Annotated in this window: 16 protein-coding genes; 8 read left to right on the top strand and 8 right to left on the bottom strand. The window is 68.9% G+C overall.

Annotation, left to right across the window (positions count from 1 at the left end; genetic code table 11):
- The first annotated feature begins 1 nt into the window (after position 1).
- On the top strand, positions 2 to 1339 hold the full coding sequence (locus tag ACGFMM_RS02470; protein ID WP_393642356.1) for a sulfate adenylyltransferase subunit 1: 1338 nt from the start codon (positions 2 to 4) through the stop codon (positions 1337 to 1339).
- Positions 1340 to 1388: 49 nt separating this feature from the next.
- On the opposite strand, the gene ACGFMM_RS02465 is transcribed toward ACGFMM_RS02470, so the two are convergent.
- Together ACGFMM_RS02465 and ACGFMM_RS02460 are read right to left on the bottom strand one after the other, a co-directional pair.
- Complete coding sequence (locus tag ACGFMM_RS02465; RefSeq protein WP_393642354.1) at positions 1389 to 1619, bottom strand: acyl carrier protein; 231 nt, start codon at positions 1617 to 1619, stop codon at positions 1389 to 1391.
- A 54-nt stretch (positions 1620 to 1673) separates the two neighbouring features.
- Positions 1674 to 2726, bottom strand: coding sequence for a beta-ketoacyl-ACP synthase III (locus ACGFMM_RS02460; RefSeq protein ID WP_393642795.1), 1053 nt, complete (start codon positions 2724 to 2726; stop codon positions 1674 to 1676).
- A gap of 197 nt (positions 2727 to 2923) precedes the next feature.
- Here ACGFMM_RS02460 and ACGFMM_RS02455 point away from each other — a divergent pair, with 197 nt between their 5' ends.
- From ACGFMM_RS02455 to ACGFMM_RS02425, 7 genes are all read left to right on the top strand, one after another.
- The gene (locus ACGFMM_RS02455; RefSeq protein ID WP_393642352.1) at positions 2924 to 3664 is read left to right on the top strand and encodes a phytanoyl-CoA dioxygenase family protein; all 741 of its coding nucleotides are present in this window, start codon (positions 2924 to 2926) and stop codon (positions 3662 to 3664) included.
- 6 nt (positions 3665 to 3670) lie between these two features.
- Positions 3671 to 5695, top strand: a complete 2025-nt coding sequence (locus ACGFMM_RS02450) for a carbamoyltransferase (protein ID WP_393642351.1) — start codon at positions 3671 to 3673, stop codon at positions 5693 to 5695.
- Positions 5682 to 6584 carry an acetaldehyde dehydrogenase (acetylating) gene (locus ACGFMM_RS02445; RefSeq protein WP_393642349.1) on the top strand — a complete coding sequence of 301 codons (903 nt, stop codon included), beginning with the start codon at positions 5682 to 5684 and terminating at the stop codon, positions 6582 to 6584. Before ACGFMM_RS02450 ends, ACGFMM_RS02445 begins: the two co-directional genes overlap by 14 nt.
- Entirely contained in the window at positions 6581 to 7660 is a 1080-nt protein-coding gene (dmpG, locus tag ACGFMM_RS02440) for a 4-hydroxy-2-oxovalerate aldolase (protein ID WP_393642348.1), read from the top strand. Before ACGFMM_RS02445 ends, dmpG begins: the two co-directional genes overlap by 4 nt.
- Positions 7661 to 7736: 76 nt before the next feature.
- Positions 7737 to 9782, top strand: a complete 2046-nt coding sequence (gene argS, locus ACGFMM_RS02435) for an arginine--tRNA ligase (RefSeq protein WP_393642346.1) — start codon at positions 7737 to 7739, stop codon at positions 9780 to 9782.
- A gap of 17 nt (positions 9783 to 9799) precedes the next feature.
- Complete coding sequence (locus ACGFMM_RS02430) at positions 9800 to 10561, top strand: SDR family NAD(P)-dependent oxidoreductase (protein ID WP_393642345.1); 762 nt, start codon at positions 9800 to 9802, stop codon at positions 10559 to 10561.
- The gene (locus ACGFMM_RS02425) at positions 10558 to 11538 is read left to right on the top strand and encodes an ornithine cyclodeaminase family protein (RefSeq protein ID WP_393642343.1); all 981 of its coding nucleotides are present in this window, start codon (positions 10558 to 10560) and stop codon (positions 11536 to 11538) included. Before ACGFMM_RS02430 ends, ACGFMM_RS02425 begins: the two co-directional genes overlap by 4 nt.
- Positions 11539 to 11627: 89 nt before the next feature.
- Here ACGFMM_RS02425 and ACGFMM_RS02420 read toward each other — a convergent pair whose 3' ends face one another.
- Genes ACGFMM_RS02420 through ACGFMM_RS02395 form a run of 6 tightly spaced genes read right to left on the bottom strand, consistent with a single transcriptional unit; the run spans position 11628 to position 17517 of the window.
- On the bottom strand, positions 11628 to 12137 hold the full coding sequence (locus ACGFMM_RS02420) for a MaoC family dehydratase (RefSeq protein ID WP_393642342.1): 510 nt from the start codon (positions 12135 to 12137) through the stop codon (positions 11628 to 11630).
- Positions 12134 to 13051: an HpcH/HpaI aldolase/citrate lyase family protein gene (locus ACGFMM_RS02415; RefSeq protein ID WP_393642341.1), complete on the bottom strand. Its 918-nt coding sequence runs from the start codon at positions 13049 to 13051 to the stop codon at positions 12134 to 12136. The genes ACGFMM_RS02420 and ACGFMM_RS02415 overlap by 4 nt, the downstream gene beginning before the upstream one ends.
- Entirely contained in the window at positions 13048 to 14301 is a 1254-nt protein-coding gene (locus ACGFMM_RS02410) for an aminotransferase class I/II-fold pyridoxal phosphate-dependent enzyme (protein WP_393642339.1), read from the bottom strand. The genes ACGFMM_RS02415 and ACGFMM_RS02410 overlap by 4 nt, the downstream gene beginning before the upstream one ends.
- A complete protein-coding gene (locus ACGFMM_RS02405; protein ID WP_393642338.1) occupies positions 14298 to 15173 on the bottom strand; it encodes a cupin-like domain-containing protein in 876 nt (291 codons plus the stop codon). The genes ACGFMM_RS02410 and ACGFMM_RS02405 overlap by 4 nt, the downstream gene beginning before the upstream one ends.
- Complete coding sequence (locus tag ACGFMM_RS02400; protein ID WP_393642336.1) at positions 15170 to 16441, bottom strand: glycosyltransferase; 1272 nt, start codon at positions 16439 to 16441, stop codon at positions 15170 to 15172. The genes ACGFMM_RS02405 and ACGFMM_RS02400 overlap by 4 nt, the downstream gene beginning before the upstream one ends.
- Complete coding sequence (locus ACGFMM_RS02395; RefSeq protein WP_393642334.1) at positions 16438 to 17517, bottom strand: hypothetical protein; 1080 nt, start codon at positions 17515 to 17517, stop codon at positions 16438 to 16440. Before ACGFMM_RS02395 ends, ACGFMM_RS02400 begins: the two co-directional genes overlap by 4 nt.
- Between the last annotated feature and the right edge of the window lie 253 nt (positions 17518 to 17770).

The raw sequence follows: 17770 nt of genomic DNA, 5'->3' as shown, positions 1-17770 counted from the left end.
GATGACCACGCTGACCACGACCACCGCCGAGACGCCCGCGGCCACCACCCTGCTGCGCTTCGCCACCGCCGGGTCCGTCGACGACGGCAAGTCCACCCTCGTGGGCCGGCTGCTCCACGACTCCAAGTCGGTCCTCGCCGACCAGCTGGAGGCCGTCGAACGCGCCTCGGCCGCGCGGGGGCAGGACGGCCCGGACCTCGCGCTGCTCACCGACGGCCTGCGGGCCGAGCGCGAGCAGGGCATCACCATCGACGTGGCGTACCGCTACTTCGCCACGCCGCGACGCCGGTTCGTGCTCGCCGACACGCCCGGCCACGTCCAGTACACCCGGAACATGGTCACCGGAGCGTCGACGGCCGACCTGACGGTGATCCTGGTCGACGCCCGCAACGGCGTCGTCGAGCAGACCCGCAGGCACGCCGCGATCGCCGCGCTCCTTCGTGTCCCGCACGTCGTCCTGGCCGTGAACAAGATGGACCTCGTCGACTACGCGGAGCCCGTCTTCGCCGCGATCGCCGAGGAGTTCACCGCGTACGCCACCGAGCTGGGCGTCCCGGAGGTCACCGCCATCCCGATCTCCGCGCTGGCCGGCGACAACGTGGTGGAACCGTCCGCCACCATGGGCTGGTACGGCGGCCCGACCGTCCTGGAGCACCTGGAGCGGGTCCCGGCCGGTCACGGCCCGGGCGACCGGCACGCCCGGCTGCCCGTGCAGTACGTGATCAGGCCGCAGACCGCCGAGCACCCCGACTACCGCGGCTACGCGGGCCAGATCGCCGCCGGGTCCTTCCGGGTCGGCGAGGCGGTGACCGTGCTGCCGTCCGGCCGCACCTCGCGGATCTCCGGCATCGACCTGCTGGGCCGACCCGTCGAGGTCGCCCGGAGCGCGCAGTCGGTGACCGTGCTCCTGGAGGACGACCTCGACGTCTCGCGCGGCGACCTGATCGTGCCGAGCGGCGACGCGCCCGCGACCACGCGGGACATCGCGGCCACCGTCTGCCACGTCGCCGACATGCCGCTGACCGTGGGCCGGCGCGTGCTCCTCAAGCACGGCACCCGCACGGTCAAGGCGGTCGTTCAGGACATCCCGTCCCGGCTCGCGCTCGACGACCTGTCCCTGCGGCCGCGGCCCGGGCAGCTGGTCGCCAACGACATCGGCCGCGTGCAGGTCCGCACCGCCGAGCCGCTGCCGGTCGACTCGTACGCCGACTCGCGCCGCACCGGTTCGTTCCTGCTGATCGACCCGGACGACGGCACGACCCTCGCGGCCGGGATGGCGGGGGAGTCGTTCGTCACCGCCAGGGAGTCGCCCGCGCAGCACTCTGCCCCGTCGAGCTGACACTCGACGGGGCAGAGCGGGGCCGAATCGATCCTCGTCCCTCGGCGGGTCAGACCCGGGCGCTCCGCTCGGCGATCATGTTGACGAGGTCCTCGACCGTCGCGGCTTCGAGCAGTTCGTCGTCGCTGATCTCGATGCCGAGCCGCTTGCTGAGCACCATGGACAGCTCCACCATGGCGAGGGAGTCCAGCCCGGCCTCCTCACGGCCGGCCTCCGGCCGTATGTCTTCCTCCAGCAGGTGCAGGTCGTCGATCAGAATGGTCTTGAGCTGGTCGTACACGGCTTCTCCGTAGGCTGTTGGCTCGATGTGTGTGTGGGGGGAGGGGCGGCGGGACTACTGCTCGTCGGCCCCGTGGGCGGAGGTCAGTTCGGGCCACACCACCGTGGTGGCGCCCCAGGTCAGGCCGCCACCGAAGGCGGCGAGCAGGACTCGGTCACCCGGGGCCAGGTTGCCGTCGGCCGCCTCCTGCGCAAGGAGGACGGGGAGCGAGGCGGCCGCGGTGTTGCCCACCTGCTCGATGTTCTGGGCCCGGCGCTCCGGGGGGATGCCCAGTTCCGACGCGATGACGGACGTGATCCGGGCATTGGCCTGATGCGTGATCAGCCGGTCGACGTCGTCGAGCCGCCAGCCGGCGGCGTCCACGGCAGCCGTCGCCGCCATGGTCATCCGCTCCACGGCGTGGCGGAAGACCTCACGTCCCTGCATCCGGAAGTACGCCTGCTCCGGGGTGGCCGGCCGGCCGCTCGACCGCTGACGGGATCCTCCGGCCTCGACGGTGATCAGGTCGCTGCGCTCGCCGTCGCTGCCGAGCACCACGTGCCCGATCGCTCCGGGCTCGTCGCTGGTCCCGCGGCGCAGCACCACGGCGCCGGCGCCGTCTCCGAAGATCGGAACGGTGGTCTTGTCCTCAGGATCGAGAAGGGTGGAGAAGGTCTCCGCCGCGATGAGCAGCACGCGTTCCGCGAGGCCCGCGGCGATCAGGCCCGAGGCTGTGGCCAGCCCGTACAGGAATCCGGTGCAGACCGCGGAGACGTCGAAGGCGGCGATCCCGGTCAACCCCAGCCGCGAAGCGACCTCAGGGGCCGTGGCCGGGCAGGGGCGATCGGGCGTCGTCGTGGCCAGGACCAGGGCTTGAACCTCGCCGTCGCCGGCCGACTTAAGAGCCCGGGCGCCGGCCTCCACGGCCAGATCGGAGGTGGCCATGCCAGGGGGAGCCACGTGTCGGGAGGAGATGCCGGTTCTGCTGTGGATCCACTCGTGGGTGGTGCCCAGCCGGGTGCGGAGGTCTGCGTTGGTCACCACGTGCGGGGGTAGCCAGTATCCGACGCCGCAGATGACCGCAGCGTGGGCGGGCGCGCCGGACGAGGGAACTGTGTCAGCCGGCAGTCGCAAGACCCGTCCTCCACTGGTCGGTTGATGAGCGGCGGTCAGTGTATAGCCACTCGTTCCGACCTGGGCCGACGTGTGGTGCTTGACACAGTGTCAGCTGATGCAACCGCTTCGGTTCGCGGCGGGCCGAGGTGAACCGACCCCTATCTTTAGTTCAGTTGATCACATGTGCGAGCGTAAGTAGTCTCGAGCGCATGACGCTCAAGGCCCTAACAGATGATCAGATGGAGCAGTTCAACCGTGACGGGTACTGCATCATTCCCGCATTCTTGAGTCACGGTGACGTCACGTACATCAAGGACTACTACCGACGAGCAGCCGAGGCGAACGCCTTGGCCGCAGCGCAGGACACCACGGCCTGGGACCAGGACAAGGACGAAGCGCCGGTGCTCCGCAGGGTGCCCGCGCCCTTCGACAACGACCCCGGATTCCGGGAGATCTTCGGTTCTACGCGCGTGCTCGACTACGTCGAGGACCTGATCGGGCCCAGCATCTACATGCACTCCTCGAAGCTCATCTTCAAGCCGGCGAGGAGCGGTCGCCGCAAGCCCATGCACCAGGATCTGGCCTACTGGGCCGACATGTCCGAGCGTCAGATCACGCTCTGGTGCGCCATTGATCCCGCGACGCCCGAGCGCGGCGGGATGGAGCTCATTCCCGGTTCGCACAAGCAACTTCTGCCGCACGAGGACCTGGACGACTACCAGGTGCGCGAGGAGCAGCTGGACCTGAGTCAGGTCCGTCCGGCCATCATGGAGCCCGGCGACGCGCTGTTCCTGGATGTCATGACCGTTCACGCCAGCGCGCAGAATCGTTCCGACCACGACAGGCTCGCCACCGTCGTGAACTACTACTCACAGCCGAAGAGCGACAGCCAGACGTCACGTTACGGCTCCACGCAGCCTCTTCGCGCCCCGCTCCAGCAACTGTCCTAGGCGGTCATGCCCTCCATGATGTCCAGCAAGATCAAGAACGACGGCCCTGTCGTCCTCGGCATTTCCTGCAGCCACGACGCATCGGCGTGTCTGATGGTCGGAGGCGAGGTCGTCAGTGCCATCCAGTTGGAACGGCTCACCCGCGTCAAGCGCGACGGCCGGCCGTACCTCAACACGCGTGCCGCTGCGGACTACTGTCTCGAAGCGGCCGGGCTGACGCCCGACGACGTCGACCTGTTCGCGTTCAACACGCAGAACCTCGTGCCCAGTCAGGTGGGACTGAACTTCCCCTTCGCCGACGAGGGTTTCGACCTCTTCGACCCCACCGGCGAGCGCTCGGTCTTCGTCTCCCACCACCTGGCGCACGCGTTCGCCACCTTCTTCTCGAGCCCCTTCGAGCGTTCGGCCGTCTGGGTCGTGGACGGCTCCGGAGGGAGCGTGATCGGCGCGGACGACCTGCTCCTGCGCGGTCCCGAGCTCGTCGAGTACGTGAACAGGCCCATGCCCGTTCCCCGGCCGCCCTATCACGTCGAGTCCACCTACGTGTTCGACCGCTCCGGCTATCGCCTGGTGGACCGTGGAATGGCGGCGTCGTTCCACCCGATGTGCGGTTCGTCGTCGCTCGGCGAGACCTACGCATCCGTCTCCCAGTACGTCTTCGGCGACTGGCAGGAGGGCGGGAAGCTCATGGGCCTCGCCCCCTACGGCGAGGCCTCCCGGTTCGGCGAGAGCCTGCTCGCCAAGGACGACTCCGGCATCTCCCGTTTCACCAGCGAGTGGAAGCAGACGCTGCGTCGGGCGAACCGGCGCGGCAACGCCATGGAGTACGCCGACCTCGCCGCGCGCGTGCAGGCGGACCTCGAGGTCGCCCTGGTCGAGCGTGCCTCGCGGGCTCTGACGCTGACGGACGAGGCCGATCTCGCCTACGCGGGCGGCGTGGCGCTCAACGGCGTCGCGAACCACCGCATCGTCCGCGAGTCGGGGGTGCGGCGCTTCTACGCGATGCCGGCCAGTCACGACGCCGGCGTCTCCCTCGGCGTCGCGGCCGCGGCCCACTACGTGCTGACCGGTGAGACCAAGGGCACCCCCCTGACCCATGACTTCCTCGGCAAGTCCTACGGGGCCGAAGAAGTCGACGCGGCACTGAAGCCGTGGGACGGATTCCTCCGCGTCGGCGGCTTCGACCAGCAGGACATCGTCGACCGGCTGGTGCAGGGGCAGGTGCTCGGCTGGTACGAGGGCGGCTCGGAGTTCGGCCCCCGTGCCCTGGGCCATCGGTCCATCGTCGCCGCTCCGTTCGACCGCGAGATGTGGGAGCACCTCAACCGCTCGATCAAGTACCGCGAGGAGTTCCGGCCCTACGCACCCATCGTTCCCGTCGAAGTCGCGGACAAGTACTTCGACATGGGGCCGGACAAGGAGAGCCCCTACATGCTGAGGGTGGTGAAGGTGCGTCCGGAGTGGCGTGACCGGCTCGGCGCGGTGGCTCACGTCGACGGCTCCGCCCGCGTGCAGACGGTCGACCCCGTGCACAACCCCCGCTGGCACGCCCTGCTCACCGCGTTCGGCGAGCGCACCGGCATACCGGTGCTGGTCAACACCAGCATGAACGTCCGCGGTGAGCCGATCGTCGAGACGCCTGCCCAGGCGATCGACGTACTGCTCGCCACGCAGATGGACGCCCTGGTCCTGGAAGACCGTGTGGTCGCCCCGGCCCCCCTGGCATCCGAAGCGCTCGAGGACGGTCTCCTGGTCCGTGCCCCGGGCGCGGAGCTGTCGGCGAGCGTGGGAGAGCACGGGCCGGAGTACCACCTGACGAGCCGCCCGCGCGGCGGACAGCTCAGGCAGCTCCCGCTGTCCGTCTTCCTGCTGCTGGCCGCGGCCGACGGAGCGACCCCGCTGCGCGATCTGCTCAAGCTGCACTGCTCGGGTGCGGAGCAGCAGGCCGAGGCCCTCGAGATCGTCCGCGACCTCCTTGCGGAGAGGCTGCTGCTGGCCGGGGAAAGGGCTGCTGCACATGCCTCGGCGTGACGTTCTGAACGTGGCCGTCCTCGGCGCCGGCCTCATCGGAATCGACCTCGTGACCAAGATCCAGCGCTCCCCGGCACTGAGCTGCGGCCTCGTGGTCGGACGGAACAGCGAGGCCAGGGGGCTGCGTCAGGCCGCCTCCCTCGGCTGCGCGACCTCCGCGGAGGGAGTCGACGCGCTGACGGGGGCGGAGGAACCTTTCGACATCGTCTTCGACGCCACCAACGCCACGGCCCACGCGGAGCACTGGGCCCGGCTGGAACCGCTCGGAACACTGCTGATCGATCTCACGCCCAGCAGGGTGGGGCACATGGTGATCCCCACCGTGAACGCGGCCGACGCTCTCGAGCACGGCAACGTCAACCTGATCAGCTGCGGCGGACAGGCGTCCGTGCCCATCCTCCACGCGCTCGCTCAGCGGTACACGCCCGAGTACGTCGAGGTGGTCACCACGGCCGCCAGCCCCAGCGTGGGCCGGGCCACCCGTCTGAACCTGGACGAGTACATCGCGACCACCCAGGACGCCGTCCGTACCTTCACGGGCGCGCGAGAGGTCAAGGCGATCGTCAACCTGAGTCCGGCCCGACCGCCGGCCACCTTCCGGGTCGCCATGTCGGCCGTGCTCCCGGGCGCCGAGCCCGAGCAGGTCCGCGCGCTGGTCCGGGAGGCGGCCGAAGAGGTGCGCGGCTACGCACCCGGGTACGAGGTCAAGGCCTGCACGGTGACCGACGACCGGGTGTTCGTCGCGGTCGAGGTGTCGGCCTCGCCCGGAGACCGGATCCCCCGGTACGCCGGGAACCTCGACATCATCAACTCCGCCGCCATCCTGATCGCCGAGCAGTACGCCGCGAGCCAGGACCGCCTGGTGGGCGCCACGAAGGAGCCGCTGTGAGCCGACCCGAAGCAGACGCTGCCGGCGGGCAGCGGCGGATACTGATCCACGACCCCACCCTGCGTGACGGCCATCACGCGGTGCGCCATCAGCTCGACCGGGATCAGCTGCGGAGCTATGCGGCGGCAGCCGATGCCGCCGGGGTGCCCGTGGTCGAGGTCGGCCACGGGAACGGTCTGGGTGCTTCGTCCCTCCAGGTCGGCTGGGCCAAGCTCAGCGACGACGAGATGCTCTCGGTCGTCAGGGAGGCTCTGCAGAGCAGCCGCATGGGTGTCTTCATGCTGCCCGGCTGGGGCACCACCGCGGATCTGCAGAAGGCCGTGGCGCACGGAACCGACGTGGTTCGGATCGGCGCCCACTGCACCGAGAGCGATGTCACCGAGCGTCACCTGGGCTATCTCCGCGATGCCGGGGTGGAGGCGCACGGCGTGCTGCTGATGAGTCATATGGCGACTCCCGCGCAACTGGCCGAGCAGTGCGCGGACCTGGTGGCCTACGGCGCGCAGGCGGTGGGCATCTTCGACTCATCCGGCCACTACCTGCCCCCCGACGTCACCGAGCGTGTCCATGCCATCACCAAGGCCGTCGACGTCCCGGTGATCTTCCACGCGCACAACAACCTGGGGATGGCGGTGGCGAACTCGGTCGCGGCGGCCGAGGCCGGCGCCGAGATCATCGACGCCTGCGCCCGGGGCTTCGGCGCCGGAGCCGGCAACACCCAGCTCGAGGTCGTCGTGCCGGTGCTGGAGCGCATGGGCTTTTCCACCGGAATCGACCTCTACGCGCTGCTGGACGCGGCCGACCTGGCCGAACGGGAGCTGATGCCGGCACCGCCGACGATCAGCTCCGAGAGCGTGGTGAGCGGCCTGGCTGGGGTATTCTCGGGCTTCAAAACAAGGGTGCAGGAGATCTCCCGACGCGAGGGGATCGACCCGCGTGACGTCTTCTTCGAGCTGGGCAGGCGGCAGGCGGTCGCGGGGCAGGAAGACCTCATCGTCGATGTCGTCATGGAACTGCGGAACGGTGTTGCCGTCCGCCCCCAGGACGGTCCGCGACGGGAGGATGTCCGTACATGACCATCCCGCGACGGTGCGGACCGACGTGGTCATCCACCCGAAAAACGACTATTGCTACGGTGCGTGAATCGATTCCATGAACGAGCTGGCCAAGCAGAACGAAGCCCTTCGTCATGAAGTGGAAGCCCTCCGCGATGCCATCAAGGAACGACGACAGGCCTCGGTGCCTCCGGCTGCCGGGGACTATCCGCTGGCCGGCATCAAGGCGCGCATCGAGCAGGCACTGCGCGAGCGATCCGGGCGTGACGTGGGGGCCTGGGAGGTCGACATCCTCGACCGCTCCCGGTTCGGTGCGGACTTGGCGGTGCGGCTGACCGGCCTGCTCAAGGAGGGCGGGGCCAAGGAGTACATCGCCACGCACGTGCCGTGGATCGTCGAAGCCCTGAAGTCCCCCGAGCTGGCCGACGCCGTCGCCGACGTCAGCCAGAAGGGCATCTACGCCAACGTCCGGCTGACCGACGCCTGGTACCTGTCCAGCGTGGCGTCGATCATCGCTCTGGACGACCGGTACGGCCAGAACGACAGCCGGTCCGACCGCACGCAGATCGTGGACTACTCGTCGCCCAACGTGGCCAAGGTGCTGCACGCCGGCCACCTCCGGTCGACCATGATCGGTCACGTGCTCGGCAACCTCTACGAGGCGTCCGGTGCGCTGGTCTACCGGATCAACCACATCAACGACTTCGGCGGATTCGGCTTCATGCTGGAGGGCTTCCGCCGCTTCGAGCCGCACTTCCCCCAGGAGATGAGCAGCAACGAGCGGCTGCTGGCCATCTATTCCATCCGGCGCAGCCTGGAGCGGACCGTGGCCGCGGCGGTGGATCTGGACGACGCCGCCGAGTCCGACCGTGCGGTCATCGCCACCTACTTCCCCGGGGTCATCGGGGCGCACGCCCTGCGCGGGGCGTACGAGGAGTTCGTCGCCGCCTCCGACGCCCGCTTCCACCGTCTGGAGGTCGGGGATCCGGAGGAGGTCGAGCTCTGGCTGCGCATGGTGGAGTGGAGCCTGGCCGACTTCCAGACCTTCTACGACGCGCTCGACATCAAGATCGACTTCACCATCGGGGAGAGCTTCTACCTCGACGCCGGCAACGAGGTGGTGGACGCGGCGATCCGGAGCGGCCGGGCCTACCGTCTCACCGAGGAGATGGTCGACGAAGAGGTCGCCGAGCTCGAGCGGGCCGTCGAGGACGGGGACATCACCCCGGAGGTGAAGGCCAAGTCGGCGGCCCTGCTGGAGAAGGACCTGGGCGCGATCGTGGTGCCGCTGCCCGGCGGCGAGCGACTGGTGGTCCGCCGCTCCGACGGCCGCAGCATCTACTCCACCCGTGATGTGGGCGCGGTCAAGCTGCGGCGCGACATCTTCGACGCCACGGACATCAACTACGTGGTGGGCCAGGAGCAGCGGGTCCACTTCTCCCGGCTGTTCCAGGCCGCCGAGGCCCTCGGCCTGGTCGAGCCCGGTGAGGTGGACTTCAAGCACACCTACTTCGGCTTCTACGTCGACGCCGCGACCGGGAAGAAGCTGTCCAGCCGCGACAGTGTCTCCAGCGTGAACGAACTGCTGGCACGGTCCGTCGAGCACTTCCGCGCCAAGACCGCCGAGAGCGGCGGGATGACCGAGGAGGAGATCGACCAGGCCGCTCACCAGCTGGCGGTCGGCTCGGTGGTCTTCAACGACCTCAAGAAGGACATGAAGGCCGCGGTCAGCATCGCCAAGGACGATCTGAACTCGGTCATCACCGATTTCGAGAAGTCCGGCGGCGCCTACGCGGTCTACACCGCCTGCCGGGCCCGGGCCATTCTGCGCAAGTACAACCGTCCGCTGCCGCAGGCCGCCGACATCGCCACGTTCGACGTCAACGACCAGGAGGCGCTGCTCATTCTGCGTCTTCTCGAGTTCCCGGAGAAGGTGGCCAAGGCCGCCGACGCGTGCGACCCGGCCGTCCTCGTGCGGCACCTGCTCGACATCGCGGGCATCTACAACTCGTACTACGCGAGCGCGCCCGTCCTGCAGGGCGACAAGGCCAACGAGTTCCGGCTCCTGATCACCAAGTCCGTGCAGACGGTGATGGTCAACGGCCTGGACCTGTGCCACGTCGAGTGCCCGCCCAAGATCTGATGGGAGAAGACCAGCCGATGGGCAGACTGACTGGACAGCGGGCGATCGTCACGGGGGGTGCCAACGGCATCGGCCGTGGCATCGCCACGGCCTTCGCCCGCGAGGGCTGTGACGTGTTCTTCACCGCGCTGAGCGACGAGGCGGCGGCCCGCGCGACCCGTGACGAGCTCCGTGAGCACGGAGTGCGGGCGGACTACATGCTGCTCGACGCCGCAGATCCGGACGCCGTACCGCGTCTGATGGACGGCGCCACCCAGGCCCTGGGACTCGTCGACGTCCTGGTGAACAACGCGGCCACGGCCACGCGCAGCGCGTTCCTCGACCTGACCCCGGACGAGTACGACCAGGTCATGACGGTCAACCTGCGGTTCCCGTTCTTCGCCACCCAGGCGTTCGCCGCAAGGCTGCGCGCCGCCGGCGCCCCGGGAAGCGTCATCAACATCAGCTCGCTCAGCGCCACTCGGGCCATCAGCGCCATGGCCGGCTACCAGTGCAGCAAGGCGGGTCTGTCGATGCTGAGCCGTGGGGCGGCCTACGAACTGGCCCCCTTCGGGATCCGCGTCAACACCATCTCGCCGGGACTGACCGCCACCAAGTCCAACTCTTCACAGTGGCGGGACGACCCCGAACTCTGGCAGGAGCGGGGCAAGGACATTCCGCTCGGGCGGCCCGGCCGCCCCGAGGATCTCGCCGGTGCGGCGGTGTTCCTCGCCTCGGCCGAGTCGTCGTGGATGACCGGCGGTGACATGGCCGTCGACGGCGGAGAGGTCGCGATGTGAGCGCGGCCTGGGCGCCACTGATCATCGACGGGCCGGAGCTGGAGCGCTACGAGCTGGTCCGGCCCGTCATCGACGCCTTGGGCGAGGCTTTCCGTTCGCTGCGCACCGGCCAGGCGCAGACAGCGCCCCGCACCCTGCTGCAGACCGGCCAGGAGCCGCACAATCAGCTCCTGGTCAGTCCGGCGGCATGGGAGCAGCGCGGTGTCGCAGGACTGAAGATCACCACGCTCACCCCGGACAACCCGAGCCGCGGACTGCCCCTGATCCACGGGATCGTCGCCCTGGTCGATCTGACGACCGGCCGGGTGACCGCACTCCTGGACGGCGCCGCGCTCACCGCCGTCCGCACGGGAGCCGTCGCCGGACTGGCGACGGAGCTGTGCGCGCCCTCGGATGCCGGCGACCTCGCCGTCATCGGAGCGGGGGTACAGGCCCGGGCACTGCTGCGCACCATGGCCGCGGTGCGTCCGATCCGCTCCGTCCGCATCCACTCCCGCACCAGGGCGAGCGCGGAGGCTCTGGGCGAATGGGCGCAGGCCCTCCTGGGCGCACCTGCCACGGTGACCGTGTGCGACGACCCGCGGACGGCTGTGCGTGACGCGGAGATCATCTGTACGGCGACCTCGACCGACGCCAAGACCCCGCTGATCGAGGCCGACTGGGTGGCGAAGGGCGCGCACCTCAACGTCATCGGCGGCACCCATGAGGACGCCGTCGAGGTTGCGCCGCAGCTGCTCGCGACCGCGTTCGTCGCGGTGGAACAGCGCGCCGACGCGTTGGAGGAGGCCGGGGAGGTCCGGTCGGCGATCGCCGACGGTCTGATCGACGGCGATGGCCTCCACGACCTGGGCGCACTGCTCGACGGGGAGGCGGCGGCGTCCCCCGGCCAGACCACGCTGTTCCGCGGCGTGGGTCTGGCGATCGAGGACACGGCTGCCGCGGCAGCCCTGTACGAGGCCATCACCGAGGCCTCGTAGCCACCGAGGCCTCGTCACCACCGAGATCACGTCAACACCGAGGTCTCGTAACCGGCGGAACGGCCGGTTACGAGACCTCTGGCGTCAGGTCAGCTGTCGACCCGGTCCGGCCGTGCGTCCCGTGACCAGGCCATGAAGGACCGCTCGAAGACGATGACGGTCTCCTTGGTCGACTTCGTTCCGGTGGTCTCCACCGTCACGATGCCCTGGCCGGGGCGGGACTTGGACATCCGCTTGCTCAGGATGCGGCTGGTCGCGTACAAGGTGTCCCCGACGAACACCGGCTCGTGCAGGCGTACCCGGTCCCAGCCCAGGTTGGCCACGGCGCGGGCCGACAGCGCCTGGACGGTCATCCCGCCCACGAGCGCGAGCGTGATGGAGCTGTTCACCAGGATCCGCTTGTACGCGGTACCGGCCGCGTAGCTCTCGTCGAAGTGCAGCGGGTGCTGGTTCATGAGCAGCAGCGTGAGCCAGGTGTTGTCGGCCTCGGAGATCGTCCGACCCGGCCAGTGCCTGATGACCATGCCGGGCTCGAAGTCCTCGTAGTCACCTCCGTGCTCTTCGACGTACTCGTTGTCTCCGACGTGCCTCAGCGTCATTCGGATTCCTTCGTGGTGCGTTGCGTGGGGTCGGTGGACAGGCCCGGCGCCGGCGGACGGCGCTGCCCGAAGCGGGCCGCCCATGCCTCTCCCCGGGCCAGGGTCTCGCGGGCCCTGCGCACGAACGGGGGACCGATCATCCGCCCGTCGATCAGGGTCACCCCGTCACCGGCCGCCCGCACGCCGTCCATCACCCGCCGTGCTTCCTTCATCTCGGTCTCTCCCGGCCGGAAGCCCCCGTTGATGGCGGCGAGTTCCTTGGGGTGGACGGTTCCCTTGCCGTGGAAGCCGAGGGAGCGGGCCTGCTCGATCTCCTCGTGCAGGACGGACAGGTCCGCGAGCTGGAAGTTGCCCGTGTCGATGCAGGCTGTTCCGTGCCGGGCGCAGGCGAGTGCCATGGCCTGCCGGGCGGCCAGCAGCCCGGCCCACGTGATGTCGATGCCCAGCGTGGCCGCCAGGTCCGCCGAACCTAGGATCAGCCCGTCGCTCGCCGCGGCGATTTCATCGATCGCGTTTACGGCCTCGACGGTCTCGACGGTCACGAAGATCTCGGGATGCCATCCGGCCGAGGCGAGCGTCTCCCGGAGCAGGATCGGTTCGGCCGGAAACCGGACCATGGTCATGAAGACGAACCCGGGCCTGGCCGCTCCCGAGGTGAGGAACGCGATGTCGTGCACCGACTCGATCGACCCCAGCGGGTTGATGCGGACGGCGAGGTTCTCCGTGGCCGGCGACCGGTCGAGCGCCGTCCGGCAGATGTTCCGCGCCTCCTGTTTGAGGGGGGCGGGCACCGAGTCCTCCAGATCGATCAGGTGGACGTCGGCGTCGTAGGACTGCGCCGTCAGCACCTTCTCCAGGGACAGCGCGGGGGTGTACAGAATGCTGCGCAGAACAGCCCGTGCCGTCGTGGTCACTCGCTCACCCCCGGCTGCGCCGTGGACACGGTCGGGGCGCCGACCTCGGCGAGAATCGCGCACAGGTCACGGATCTGCTGGTCGGTCTGACCGGCGCGCATCATGACGCGCAGCCCCGCCGTGCCGCGGGCGACGATGGGGAAGAACACCGGTGAGACGTAGAACCCGGCCTCGTACACCCGACGGCCGGCCTCGATCACCGTTGCGTCGTCCATGGGGACGAGCCGGATCGGGAAGGTGTTTCCGGACTGCTCGGTCGCGATGTGGGCGTCGAAGAGGGCGATCTTGTCCTGCAACCGCTGCTGCAGGGTCGTCAGTTCGCCGGTCCGGTGGATCTCCGCCGATGCGAGGCCGGCGCCGACCGCCGCGGTGTTCAGCGGCTGCGAATAGCTGAGGGCCCCGGCGAAACGCTCGATGATGCGCAGCGTCTCCTGCGGGTGTCCGTTGAGGAGGACGGCCGCGCCGCTCGTACCGAACGCTTTGTTCAGGGTCGTCACCACGACGGTGCGGTCGTTCAGCGCCGGGCTGGTGGAGCGTACGTAGCCGACGCCGCGCGGTCCGAAGGCCGAGACCGAGTGCGAATCGTCGTAGTACACCTGGAGGCCGTAACGGTCCTGCAGATCGGCCAGTTCCTTGACCGGCGCGTACCCGCCCAGGCTGTCGCTGCCGTCGCAGATGTACCAGACCTGGCCGTACTCCTTGCAGCGGTCCTCGATGAAGTCCAGGTCGTGGTGGCGAGCGGTGACGATCTCCGTCTCGTCCGCACAGGCGGGCTTGGCCTGGGCCATCGAGACATGACAGTTCTTGTCGAAGATCATCAACGGCCGGGTGCCGTCGCCGATATGACCCGAGGCGATCAGCGGGAGCAGGCCGGCGCTGGCGACGCTGGCGGAGATGGCGGAGATCGCGTCGGCCGAGAACAGTTCGCCGAGCGACGCCTCCAACTCCAGCAGGGCCGGAATCTGCACCCGGCTGCGCGGGATGCAGTGGTCCAGTACGCCGTACTTGCGCAGCGCCGTGACCGCGCCCTCGATCACCTGGGGGTGGGAGTCGAGGTCCAGATAGGAGCAACAGCTGAAGTTGACGAATTCGTGACCCGCCTCGGTGCGCATGATGCCGTCGTGGAGTTCGGCGACGATGCCCGCGAGGCCGTTGCGCTCCGACATGTCCCAGAAGGAGTTTCCGATACCGATCGACTTGTCGTTGTTGCGGTATCGGTTGGTCGGCTGGATCATCTTGGGGCCGGTCACTTCACGCCTTCCATGGGGGACTTCTCCGGCTGGAGGTTGTAGAGGCCGTTCACCTTCCGGAACGCGGCCTTGTAGAGCGAGTCGGCCAGCATGAGAGGGCGACGGAACATCTTCGGGTCGGACAGCCAGAAGTTGATGTTGATGTTCAGCTGGTCGACCGCGTCGACCTGGTGCCACCAGCCCATGGGGAGGTACAGCATCTGGCCCGGCTCCAGAACGATGTCCCGGCGCTGTGAGAGCGCGACCGCCAGCCGCGGATAGCGCTTGAGGTCGGCGTTGTCGACCCGGACGGACTTCGAGGTGTTGGCGTAGCCGCGCAGCGCCGAACGGATGTAGTAGTTCTTGAACCCCGGCGGCATCACGACGAAACGCTTGCGACCCTCGAGCTGGATGTTGAAGTTCTCGAGATCGTCGAAGTGGTTGCGGGAGCGCATTCCGCCGTAATTGACCCAGATGTTGGCCAGGTTCAACGGAGCCTGATAGTTGAAAATCTTCGTGGCATCAAAACCGAGCAGGTCGTTGATGGTGTCCGAATAATTCTTGATGTTCGAGACGATGCGATACGTGCCGTCCCTGTTCGACTTGTAGGGCTCCTTCTCGAAGTAGTCGCGAAGGGGGATCTTCGTGACCTCGGCCCGCGTCTCGTTCTCCTTGCTGCGGTCCTTCCTGACCAGGGCCACGGTGGCGTCGCCGAGCTTCTCCAGGACGGCGGCCTGGTGGAATCCGGGCTCGGCCGGCGGGAGGACGTCGATGACCGCGGGAACATCGGCTCGAATGATGGAGTCGGCTCCCCAGGTCAGGAACTCGTCCAGACTCAGCCGAGGGTACGGAACGCTTTTGATGCCGTGGTATTCGGAAGCCGTGTCGTTCATGCAGGAATCCCGTCTTCGCTGGTGGAGGCGTGGTGGGGGGCTTCGGACGTGGCGTCGTCGAGCCATGCCGCGTAGTCGTCTTCGACGAACACGGCCACGCGAGCGAAGTCCGCCCGCTGGTCGGCGGCCAATTCGGCGGTGGGGCAGGCGTGCTGGTCGGTGCAGAAGGCGAAGAGATCCTCCGGCCTCACCCCGAGACCGGACCGGGAGCGGGCCGGCCTGGACATCACCTCGGCGCGGGCGAGGGCGAGTTCGGCCCGCCACTCCCGGCGCTCGTTGAAGCTGCCGACCCGCTGCCGGGCCCGCTCGCCGTACATGAGGCGCAAGTCCCGTGAACGCGCCAGCTCCAGGCAGGCGTCCGCGCACTGCTGCGGAGTGTCGACCAGCAGAGCGCTGTCGGGCGTGAGCAGGTCCCGTACCCCTCCGACCGGGAAGGCCACGCACGGCAGTCCGGCCAGCATCGCTTCCTGGAGAGCCTTCTCGCTGGTCGCGTACGTGTACGGGTTGAGCGGGTAGCAGAAGACGTCCAGGCGGCTCAGGAACGCGGCGGGGTCGGGCTGGAACCCGAGGAACCGCACGCGGTCGCCGATGCCAAGCCGTTCGGCCTCGGCGCGGTAGTCGTCGAGCGGGCCGTCGCCGGCGAACTCGAAATCGACGTCCGGCGCGGACCGGATCACCTGGGCCGCGATCTCCAGCATCGCGGAGTGCATCTTGATCGGTTCGACCGTGCCGAGGTAGCCGATGCGGATGCGGCCGTCACCGTCCTCGTGGGGCCGGGGCGCGGTCTCGGCCGGTGCGTTGAGACCGGCGGCGGAGAACACGCAGCGGGCCGGGGGAAGCCCGGCACGGACGCGGTTGTGCTCGAAGCGGGGGTTGGCGGCGGCGCTGGGCACCGTGACCGAGCACCCGTCGACGCGGGCGAGCAGCTCGGCGCTGGGGCACATCCACGGGGCGTCGAAGTGACCGCGCGAGTGCAGGAGGATCCGGCCGGCCGGCAGATCGGTGTTGACCAGGAAGTCGTTGACGTAGGGGTTGTTCCACCACTCGATCTGCACGAGGTCGGCGGCCGCGGCGGCCGTGCGGGCGGCCTCCACGCCGGCGATCACCTCCACGCCGGCGGCTTCGAACCTGGCCCGGTGCTCCGCCTGCGGGGGGATCAGCGAGGCGACGGTGGCAGTCACGTCGGCGGTGCTGCCGGCGCACATGCGCAGCAGCCCCATGCTGGCCCCGCCGTCGGTCACCTCCTTGATGACATGGAGAACCTTCATCGGGCCGGGCCTCCGGCACTCCAGCGGTCCAGGAGCTCGGCCCGGTCGTGGGGGAAGTCGCCGAACAGCCGCTGGTTGATCTCCAGTGTCTCCTCGTCCGCGAGCAGCATGAACTGGAACAGACGGTCGTCGAGCATCGTCTTCCACCGGTTGAGGACGGCCATGTCCTGTGCGCGGCCGTCATGGTGCAGCCCGTCGAACGAGCTTCCCTGGCCGAAGGAGCTGACCGTGTTCAGCCCGCGGTCGGAGTGCTCCAGGCCGAGCGCCTCGGAGATGCGCCGCCGCTCGGCGGTGTCGTTGAACCACGCGTTGAAGGTCACGTACGTGAAGCCGAAGGAGCGGGCTTCGAGGTAGCCGGCGTAGCGCTTCCACAGGTCCAGAAGGTCGCGGATGCGATAGCGGTACGCCCAGGCCGGGTCGCTCTGCGCCTGCCGGGCGATGGAGGCGGCCGTGTTGGGGAAGTCCCGGAGCACCACCACGACATCGCTGCGGTGTGCCACCTGCGCGTTGTGATGGAGGGGGAACGTCGACGGGTCGAGGTTCTCGTAGCCGACGATCAGCGTGCGCTCGTGCGGCTCGATGGCCATCCGGGTGTAGGTGTCGCGATCGACGGTCAGGAGCCTGCCGTCGGTCTCGAACAGGGAGATCTCGGCGCTGTTCAGATAGCGGACCTCCGACTCGTCGAAGTGACCGCGGACCCATTCGGAGATCGCGTGGTTCGCGCCGCGACGCAGACCGAAGATGAAGATGGCGCGGTCGAAGAGAGGTTCGGGCGCCGGGCGCGAGTCGTGGGTGCGGCCGTGGGCCGCGGACGCGGCCAACTCCCGTATCTGCTCGGCCGTGAGTCCTTCGGACCTCGCTTGTTCCAAGGCCGCGTCCTGAAACCTCAGTGCCGCGGTGAGAGGCGGCAGGCCGGCCAGAGCGGCGTCACGGACGCCGAGGCGTTGCAGGACGTCTTCCAGCGCGGTCGTGGGAAGCAGCTGGGTGAGCGAGTGAACCGCCCGTTCCCGGTCGTCGTTCACGCGGGCGTACTCCAACTCGGCTTCAGAGAACCGTTTATTCGACTGAGTGACCATGTTTCCCTTCGCACAGGACGGTGCCGCAGCCTCTGTGCAGAGCGTTGGCGTGTGGGGCCGCGGTCGATACCGGACGCTCCGGCGGGGCGGCGGACAGGCAGAGACGAGAGCGCGTGACGGTCCATCACTCATGGCTGAGTGTCAGCGCGATGGGGCGGAACCATGGGAACGCCCGTGCGCATGAGCCGTTCGGCGCAGCTGCCGTGGAAGGGTGCGCTCGGGCAGTCCGCCATCACCGCGGCCGTCGTCCGGG

The organism is Streptomyces sp. NPDC048604 (genome assembly GCF_043199435.1).
Classification (GTDB): domain Bacteria; phylum Actinomycetota; class Actinomycetes; order Streptomycetales; family Streptomycetaceae; genus Streptomyces.
Note: the sequence above shows the minus strand (reverse complement) of the source record. Positions and strands in the feature narration are given on the sequence as shown.